Below are 447 nucleotides of genomic sequence, written 5' to 3' on the forward strand. Positions count from 1 at the left end.
GTATAGTACACCCCATTACTCCTCTTGGTTGTTTTTGTCTGTAGAACGGTAACTTTATCACCATTGTAGCTGTGACCATCAGCATTTGCTATTAAAGTATCCGAACTGGTTAAAGCCGGTCCATTATAATACACCCCATCATTCCTTTGTTTTTGATTAATGTAGGCCGTATAACTATTTACAGAACTTTTAGAAATTGTTGCAAAATTACTGGTATGAAGACCCCGAGAATCAATCCAATAAGTATCTTGGCCATCTTGAACCTGCAAATAAGTGTAAGTCATTCCATTACTTTGACGAATAGTTGTCGAAGCCTGCAAAACCAATACTGTATCACCGTTATAGCTCTTAGCAAGGCCATCCTTTTGAATCGTATTGGAACTAGTTAAAGCCGGACCATTCTTGTAAATTCCGTCGTTACGGATAGATTGATCAATTGTTGCATAT

General features: G+C 37.8%; 1 protein-coding gene. It reads right to left on the minus strand.

Annotation, left to right across the window (positions count from 1 at the left end; genetic code table 11):
• On the minus strand, positions 1-447 hold a 447-nt coding region (locus tag KH893_RS12230), incomplete at both ends, for an SH3-like domain-containing protein (protein WP_281166329.1).

Source organism: Liquorilactobacillus sicerae, assembly GCF_029916425.1.
GTDB classification, from domain to species: Bacteria; Bacillota; Bacilli; order Lactobacillales; family Lactobacillaceae; genus Liquorilactobacillus; species Liquorilactobacillus sicerae.